The sequence below is a fragment of the Candidatus Cryosericum terrychapinii genome, assembly GCF_003570925.1.
GTDB classification, from domain to species: domain Bacteria; phylum Caldisericota; class Caldisericia; order Cryosericales; family Cryosericaceae; genus Cryosericum; species Cryosericum terrychapinii.
This window is the reverse complement of sequence record NZ_QXIS01000011.1, coordinates 1-8,121: the sequence shown is the minus strand read 5'-3', so window position 1 is coordinate 8,121 and position 8,121 is coordinate 1. Positions and strand designations below refer to the sequence as shown.

At 56.8% G+C, this 8,121-nt stretch carries 8 protein-coding genes; 4 read left to right on the top strand and 4 right to left on the bottom strand.

Annotated elements, in window-relative coordinates:
• The 4 genes from SMC7_RS02105 to SMC7_RS02090 form a co-directional block, all read right to left on the bottom strand.
• Nucleotides 1-254, bottom strand: a 254-nt coding sequence (locus SMC7_RS02105; protein WP_133298273.1) for a hypothetical protein, incomplete at its 3' end; no start/stop codon positions are given.
• A 120-nt stretch (nucleotides 255-374) separates the two neighbouring features.
• Complete coding sequence (locus SMC7_RS02100; protein WP_119088729.1) at nucleotides 375-2,345, bottom strand: sodium-translocating pyrophosphatase; 1,971 nt, start codon at nucleotides 2,343-2,345, stop codon at nucleotides 375-377.
• 167 nt (nucleotides 2,346-2,512) lie between these two features.
• A complete protein-coding gene (locus SMC7_RS02095; protein WP_207798696.1) occupies nucleotides 2,513-3,808 on the bottom strand; it encodes a nitrate/sulfonate/bicarbonate ABC transporter ATP-binding protein in 1,296 nt (431 codons plus the stop codon).
• Between the two features lie 10 nt (nucleotides 3,809-3,818).
• Nucleotides 3,819-5,672 (bottom strand): ABC transporter permease, encoded by a 1,854-nt coding sequence (locus SMC7_RS02090; RefSeq protein ID WP_207798695.1) that lies wholly within the window; start codon nucleotides 5,670-5,672, stop codon nucleotides 3,819-3,821.
• Between the two features lie 212 nt (nucleotides 5,673-5,884).
• Here SMC7_RS02090 and SMC7_RS02085 point away from each other — a divergent pair, with 212 nt between their 5' ends.
• The 4 genes from SMC7_RS02085 to SMC7_RS02075 all read left to right on the top strand — a co-directional run.
• Entirely contained in the window at nucleotides 5,885-6,541 is a 657-nt protein-coding gene (locus SMC7_RS02085) for a potassium channel family protein (RefSeq protein ID WP_165845062.1), read from the top strand.
• A gap of 4 nt (nucleotides 6,542-6,545) precedes the next feature.
• A complete protein-coding gene (locus SMC7_RS02080) occupies nucleotides 6,546-7,205 on the top strand; it encodes a potassium channel family protein (protein ID WP_165845061.1) in 660 nt (219 codons plus the stop codon).
• A gap of 5 nt (nucleotides 7,206-7,210) precedes the next feature.
• Nucleotides 7,211-7,348 (top strand): hypothetical protein, encoded by a 138-nt coding sequence (locus SMC7_RS07345; RefSeq protein WP_165845060.1) that lies wholly within the window; start codon nucleotides 7,211-7,213, stop codon nucleotides 7,346-7,348.
• Between the two features lie 3 nt (nucleotides 7,349-7,351).
• Nucleotides 7,352-8,121 (top strand): potassium transporter TrkG (locus tag SMC7_RS02075; protein ID WP_133298272.1); only part of this gene is annotated, 770 nt, incomplete at its 3' end.

Below are 8,121 nucleotides of genomic sequence, written 5' to 3'. Positions count from 1 at the left end.
ACTTCGGTTCCCCTCTCCAGGTGTGCGCTCCACGCGACCGCCGGGCGAACAGAGTAGGGTGTCGTGAGCTGCTGGTCGGCGACGATGGAGCCCTGGAACTTTCCGTAGAACCGGCCCTGCATGGCCTGTTGAAGGTTCAGCGCCTGTGCCTGACTGAGCTGGCCGGCGTGCGCCTTGCGCGACCTGGACGCGAAGTAGAATCCTGCCGACAGAACGATCAGCAACAAACCGGAGATAAACTGGGCTACATTCATGGGTCACTCCTCTCTGGCATCACGACATAACGATACTATACCAGAAGAGTGAGGGTTCGTGCAAGAGGCGAGAGCTGTGCTGTACCCCCGCCTCGTCCTGATAATGACTCTATGTCCGCGCTAGAACAGCGGTTTGATCCCTGCGATGAGCAGGGCTGCCATGCCGACGAGTTTCATGAAGATGAGCAGAGCAGGTCCAGCCACGTCCTTGAGTGGATCGCCAACGGTATCCGCAGCAACTGCCGCCTGATGTTCGAAGGAGCCCTTGCGTCCACTGTCTTCGATGAGTTTCTTTGCGTTGTCGAAGGCTGTGCCTGTGTTGTTGAAGAATGGCCCCAGCAAAGCTGAGCTGAGTACTGCTCCGATGAGGAGTGCGCCGAGCGCCCAGTGACCGAACACCAGTCCCACAAAAATCGGCACCGCGATGCTGATGACACCCGGAAGGATCATCTCTTTGAGAGCGTTGCGTGTCGAGATGTCGATGCAGGTCGCATAGTCTGGCATGGCCTCGCCCTTCAGGATGCCGGGTATGGTCCTGAATTGGCGGCGGACCTCGTCGACCATGAGCATTGCCGTCTTGGCTGCCGAGCCGATGGTCAGTGAACTGATGAGGTACGGAAGGCAGATGCCGAGGAGGATAAATGCAATGGAGTAGGGCTCCATCACGTTCATCGTCTTGAGACCGACAATGGAGAAGTACGTCGAGAACAGGACAAATGAAGTCACTGTGCCGGATGACATGGCATAGGCCTTGGTCGTCGCCTTCATGGTGTTGCCGACTGAATCGAGCTGTGACAGTGAGTGCACGATCTGCTCGTGCGCCCCTGACATCTCTGCGATACCTGAGGCATTGTCGATGATCGGACCGAAGGCATCGGCTGTCATGATGTAGCCGATGAGCAAGTCGGTACCGATGTTGACAGCGACGATTGCCAGCAGCGAGCCGCCCGAGATGAAGTATGCCGCAGCGACAGCAATGACAATCATCACGATAGATCCCAGTGGACTCTGCAGGCCAGCCGATAGCCCTGTGATGACGTTGAGTGCCACGCCGCGCTTGGATGCTTCGGCAATGTCGTGGACCGGTTTTCCCGACGAACCCGCGTAGTACCGGGTGATGATCGAAGACACGAGAGTAGTTGCGACTCCCAGACAGGTGCCGATGAAGAGGGCCATGTCGTGAACCAGGAAATGGCTGACGAGGAAGGAGCCGAGCACCGCAAAGACGGTGGTCACAGCCATGCCCCAGTAGAAGGCGGTCTCGGGCTTACTTCGGTCGAAAAGTCGTATGGACAGGACACCAAGCATCGAAGCGGCCAGGCCGGCCGACTGGAGGAGCATAGGGAAGAAGAGCACGGCGCCTCCGTATTTGGGGACCAGCGTAAGGGCAACGACCATTCCGGTGACGATATCGTCGGAGAACGTCTGGAACAGGTCTGCGCCTCTGCCGGCGCAGTCACCTACGTTGTCACCGACGAGATCGGCAACAACAGCCGGGTTGCGTGGGTCGTCCTCAGGAATATTCGCCTCGACCTTGCCGACGAGATCGGCTCCGATGTCGGCTGCCTTGGTATAGATACCTCCGCCGATCTGGGCAAAGAGAGCCGCGAGACTGGCGCCAAATCCAAAGCCGACGAGTGGGTTTGGATCTTTGAACAACAGATAGAGCACCGACAGCACGACAAGGCTGAATCCCGTGATCGAGAAACCCATGATGGATCCGCCAAAGACAGCCGTGTGGAATGCCGTGTTCACCGACCGGGTCGCGTCGGCGGCGGTCTTGACGTTAGCACGGGTGGACGCGCTCATGCCCATGTAGGCTGTGATCAGTGACGTGAAGACGCCAAGCACAAATGTCACTGCGATCCAGATGTTCAGCGTGAAGCCCAGAACGATTGCCACAACAGGAGTGACGAGCAGGATCGCCCGGAGTTGGCGGGAAAGGTACGCTCGCACTCCAATAGCTATGTAGCTTCCGATTTCGCTCATTTTCGGCGAGGAGATCTTGGCTGCTCTCAGTCTGAGGAATAGATATAGTGCGGCCCCAATACAGGTAAGGCCGGCTACGACAGGAATGATGAGTAACTTCATTTCGTGCCTCCGAGGGCTGGCTTCTGGGGAGAGCCCTTATTCGACAAGCAACATTGGAGACCCCGACCAGCACACCAATACCTTGTCATTATACGAGTGCGCGCGTTCTGTCAACACGAGATTCGGGTTCTGGAGGGAGTCGTGACTGTGACTGCGAGCGACTCGTCTTACTGCAGCGACACCTCGTCCGAGTCGTCGTCGAATGCCAGCAGATTGCCGAAACGGGCCCAGTTGATGAACGTCTCGAACGTGAACGTCGGGTTTTCATTGGGCAGCAGCTGTGCCAGGCGGTCCTGGACCTCGTCGTCGAGCATGATGCCATTCCGGGATGTCTGAACGTCTGCATGAATGGTCTTGAAGATGCTGAGTGTCAGGATCTGCTGTTTCCAGACGACTTTCTGGTTCTCGGTGTCCATGTCAGAGAAACGGTGCCCGAGGGGCGTCAGCACAGTGTGTTGCTTTGGCGTGTCGATGAAATCCAGCATCTCGGCAGCTTTGACGATGTTGATGAGGTCACTGAACTCCTTGCCGAATTCGTGCGCCAGAACGAAGACGTCGCCTTGACCGCCATGCGAGCCGAGGTATTCGACGAAACTGACAACGTCACTCGACGAGACGGGCGGAAGTGGTTCGAATACGGGTTGCGAGGGAGTGGTCACAGCTGCAGGAGGCGTGTCGGGCAGTTCGTTCGTCGTAATGATGTCGTGGAGGTAGTCGACCATCGCCAGGAAATCCGGAGTCCGATAGTCGCGAGGTCGTGCCAACTTGTTTTGGACGATTGTACGGATGCGCCCCGGGTTCGCCGAGAAGACAACGATACGATCGGCCATATAGACGACTTCCTTGATGTCGTGACTGACCATGACGATAGATGCGGGTTGACCTTCGGCTTCGTCCCAGATGTCGACCAGATCTGTGCGGAGCGACTCCGCGGTCAAGGCGTCCACTGCACTGAATGGCTCGTCCATGAACAGCAGCTCAGGTTGTACGGCAAGACCGCGCGCGATGCCCACGCGCTGCTTCATGCCGCCCGAGATCTCGCGTGGATACGCCTCTTCGAAGCCCTCGAGACCGACCATCTTGATTACGGTGCTGACACGGTGCTGCACTTCTTCACGTTGGAGTTGCAGAGGGACGAGGACGGACTGGATGTTTTCGCTCACGGTCATCCACGGGAAGAGGGCAAACATCTGGAAAACCATGCCGACGCCCGGCGTCAGGCCGGCTGTTTCCTTGCCACGGGCGAACACTTTTCCGCTCGTGGGTCGCATGAGGCCCGCCAGGATGCGCAAAAACGTCGACTTGCCACAGCCTGAAGGACCGAGGAGGCAGATGATTTCTGCCTTCCGGATATCCATGCTGATATTGTCCAGAACGGTCACCATGTTTCCGTTGGGCATCGGGAAACGCTGAGTGACGTTCTCACTGGAGAGCAGGACAGGCTGTTGCATAGAGTCTTCCATGAGGCCCCCTCTACTTGCTGAGGTTATACTGCGTGCTGGCGACGGCGTACAGCCTGCGCCAGACGAAGCGGTTGATGAGCACGACGGTCAGCGACATGATGAGGATTGCAGCAGCCAGTTCGGCGAATTTGGCACCGAATGCGGCCTCACTGATGACAGATCCGATCCCCTGCGCCCTGAGGGTCTGGCCACGGAACGTCACAATTTCAGCGACGATGCTGGCGTTCCAGGCTCCACCTGTCGCTGTCACCCAGCCTGTCACGAGGTAGGGGAATGTGGCCGGCAGGTACAGCGACCAGAAGCGTTGCCTGCCCGTGATACGATAGCTGGCAGCCGCCTCTTTGAGGTCGGAGGGAATGGCCTGTGCACCGGCAATGACGTTGAACAGAATGTACCATTGTGTGCCGAGCAGCATGAGCACGACACTGCCGAAACCTATATTGACTCTGAGCAGAGCCAGCAGGAGGATCACGGCCGGGAACAGCATCGGTGCCGGGAACGATGCCGCGACCTGGACGATTGGCTGCATGATCCTCGACAGTTTTGGCGAGAGTCCGATGCGCAAGCCCACGGGCAAGGCCCACAGGGTCCCCAGGGCAATGGCCGCGGTTACGCGTGCGAGGGTCAGGAGATCGCTCCTCAGCAAGCGCAACCATTCACCGATGCGAACGGATATGAGAAGACGGATGACCTGGGCAAGGGCGAAGACCAGTCCGGCTGCCAGCAGGAAGAACAGAACTCGAGCAAAAACGACGGAGAACGAAGGACGGTTCGGCTCTCCATGTCCAGTGGGTGCAGAGACAACAGGAGAGTTGCCCGGCATGTTGCGATGAGGGTGCCGGAAAAACCGCGAAATCAGGCTGCCGAATGCGTGGCCGATGGAAGAGTTTGCAGCGCCGATCCAGCGGAGGATATGCGAGTGATGGAGGAGGTCCAGAAACCATGAATCCATCGACTCTTCCTGGCTCGTGTCTTCGATACGGAATTTCTGTGCCCAGACAACCATTGGCCGCCACAGCAACTGGTCCAGGGCAACGATCATCAGTACCATGGCGACAACCGCTGCGGCCATCGCTGGTACATCGCCTTTTTCGACGGCGACCGACATGTAGGACCCGATGCCGGGCAGCCTGAAATCCCTGTTGCCCAGTTGAAATGCTTCGGTGACCATGAGAAAGAACCATCCACCAGCCATGCTCATCATACTGTTCCAGATGAGGCCGATGGCGCTGTAGGGCATCTCAATCTGGGTGAGACGTTGCCACCAGTTGAAGTGGTAGATGGTACCGGCCTCCTGGAGCTCCCGTGGCACCGACTTGAGAGAGTTGTAGAAACTGAAGGTCATATTCCATGCCTGTCCCGTGAAGATCATGAATACTGCAGCAAGTTCCAGTCCAGTGTTGCTGTTGGGGAAGACGGATACCAGTGCCAGCACGACACCTGGCATGAACCCCAGGACGGGGATGCTCTGCAGGATGTCCAGAATGGGGACAAGCAGTCTCTCGGCCAGCCGGTCCTTGGCCGCCCAGTATCCATACACAATAGTAAAGAGGAAGGAGATGCAGTAGGCAGCCAATCCTCGGACCAGAGAGAAGAGCGTATACCGCGGCAGCGCACGGAACGAGAGGTCGATCACCACCGTGGGCCTCAGAACTCCCGCCCACTCGCGACCGACCTGAGTAATGCCGTAGAAAACACCGAGGATCCCTAGAATAATCACGATGTCAGCCAACACTCCGCTATGGTAGAGCGCCATGACGGCGCCTGACTGACCCCACACCATCGGGGATGCCGCTCGCCTGGGACGCGGACGACTTCCTCTCGGACTCGTCTCGATGAGTTGGTTTTCGACCGGTTCCTGCATGATGTCCCCTCATGACGACAAATGTGCGTGGCTCATGGTAGCACTGTTGCATTGGGCCTGCAACAATGCAGGAGCCGGCGGATGGGTTTCCTCTGGTAATGCGAAGAAATCCCCAACTATGGAGTCTGGACACCTTGACGTCGACCGAGAGATGCCTATAATCAACATTTCGTGATGAGTCCGTTCTAAGGATTCGCAAGGAGATGTTTGTTATGTATATTATTATCGTTGGTTGTGGGCGCCTTGGCGCTCAGCTTGCGACAAAGCTCTCGGAAGAAGGCCATGACGTGGCCGTAGTAGACCACAACCCAGACAACTTCAGTCGGCTCAGCGATGAGTTCAATGGAGCTACAATTACCGGAGTTGAATTCGATATGGAGGTGCTCAAGTCTGCGGGGATTGAGCATGCAGATGGTTTCGCTGCAGTGACTAATGGGGACAACATGAACATCATGGCCGCGCAGGTCGCCAAGACCATTTTCAAGGTTCCCATGGTGGTTGCCCGCGTGTTCGATCCTGTCAAGGGGGAGACCTACAGGGCTCTCGGTCTCGAGACGGTTTGTCCAACGACGTCAGCTGCCAACATTATCTACAGCAAGTTCATGATCCGTAACGAGGAAAGTCACTTCATCCTGCCTGGTGGAGGCATTGAGCTGGTCGAAGTCCCCTTCCACCCTAGGATCCCGGCAACAACGATAGCTGAAATCGAGGCTCTGGATGACTTCAAGGTCATCTCGCTCACGCGTGATGGAACCACGACTTTTCCTAAAGGAACCGACGTTCTCACCGACAATGATCAATTGCTGGTGGCGCTGCACGTATCGGACCTTCCAAGGGTCAGCGCGATCTTCCATCTGAATGAGAGGTAGAACCATGTATATTATTATTGCAGGCGGAGGAAAGGTCGGGTCCTATCTTGCTCATTTGCTTGTTGGTAAGGGACATGACGTTGCTGTTATTGAGCATAATGCAGAAGCTTGTGAGGCATTGTCGGATTGGGGAAAGGCGCTTGTCATCAACGGCGACTGCTGCGACTTGGGAGCTCTCATCGACGCTGGTATCGAGAAGACCGACCGGTTTGCCGCGGTGACGGGGGATGATGCCGACAACCTGGTAGCGTGTCAGCTTGCCAAGGTGCGGTTCAATGTTCCGCTGACGACGGCTCGTATTAACGACCCCCGCAACGAGGACATCTTCCAGAAGTTCGGTGTAGACTTTGCCCTCAACTCGACAAACATCCTTGCTACGGTTATCGAAGAAGGCATCATTGTCAATGACATGATCCCGCTCGTGTCGCTGGGCAAAGGCAAGGCGACCCTTGTTGAACTGAAGATTACCAGTGAGTCTCCTGTGACGGGGAAGACCATTAGGGAGCTGACGTGGCCCACCGGATGCGTCGTGGCGTCCATTATGCATGAGGGTGAGGTGATCTTCCCTCGGGGAGCCACTGTGTTGAATGCGGGGGACATCGTCGTTGGCCTCGTAGCTCCTGAGGCGGAAGAGCAGTTCAGACGGGTATTCCGGAAGGGGTGACCGTCATGGACGAAAGGGCTCGCATGAAGCGCGTGGTTTCTCTCCGTCGTGGCCTCCTGGGGATGCTCACCGAGGTTGCGTTTGCAGGTGGCCTCATCGGAGTCGCGTTTCTCATCTCCTGGCTGTTCTTCGTGGGGCGCTAGACTATGATTCGCAGGGTCTGGAGAGAAGACTTTCGTATCATAGGATACTATACCGGCCTCGTCACCATCGGTGTCGGTCTGCTGATGGTCATTCCGACGGTGACCAGCCTTGTTTTTCGTGAATGGGCCTCTGCTCTGGATTTTGCCATTTCCGTTGCACTCACACTGCTCGTCGGATATGTCCTGGCGCTTGTCTGTCGTACAAAGACCACCCCGGGGCTTACCCATGCGATGGTCATCGCTGCAGGATCATGGCTGGTCGCCATGGTGCTCTCCGGTGTTCCCTACATGCTGAGCGGACACTCTAAGTCGTTCCTCGATGCATGTTTCGACACGATGAGCGGGTACACGACGACAGGCATGTTTCTCCTGCAGGACCTGGATCACATCTCGCAGGGACTGAACATGTGGCGCCATCTCCTGACGTACGTCGGCGGTCAAGGGATCGTCGTGCTGGCTCTGACGTTCCTGATTGGTTCCACGGGCGGTGCGTTCAAGATCATGGTCGGCGAAGGCAAGGAAGAGAAGCTCGAGCCCAACGTGCGACACATCGCGGTCCTCATCTGGCGCATTTCCCTCATCTATTTGGGCGTGGGCACTGTTGTCCTTGGACTCATCGCCATGGCGAATGGCATCAAGCCATATCTTGCATTCTTTCACGGCGCGTACATCTTCATGTCCGCCTGGAGTACCGGCGGCTTTGCCCCCTATAGTCAGAACATGCTGTATTACCACAGCAGTGCTATGGAAATCGCCAGCATGGTTTTTTTCAT

Coding starts and splice junctions, on each gene's coding strand:
- SMC7_RS02090 (WP_207798695.1), bottom strand. CDS start 5,672: ATGCAGGAACCGGTCGAAAACCAACTCATCGAGACGAGTCCGAGAGGA.
- SMC7_RS02095 (WP_207798696.1), bottom strand. CDS start 3,808: ATGGAAGACTCTATGCAACAGCCTGTCCTGCTCTCCAGTGAGAACGTC.
- SMC7_RS02100 (WP_119088729.1), bottom strand. CDS start 2,345: ATGAAGTTACTCATCATTCCTGTCGTAGCCGGCCTTACCTGTATTGGG.
- SMC7_RS07345 (WP_165845060.1), top strand. CDS start 7,211: ATGGACGAAAGGGCTCGCATGAAGCGCGTGGTTTCTCTCCGTCGTGGC.
- SMC7_RS02085 (WP_165845062.1), top strand. CDS start 5,885: ATGTATATTATTATCGTTGGTTGTGGGCGCCTTGGCGCTCAGCTTGCG.
- SMC7_RS02080 (WP_165845061.1), top strand. CDS start 6,546: ATGTATATTATTATTGCAGGCGGAGGAAAGGTCGGGTCCTATCTTGCT.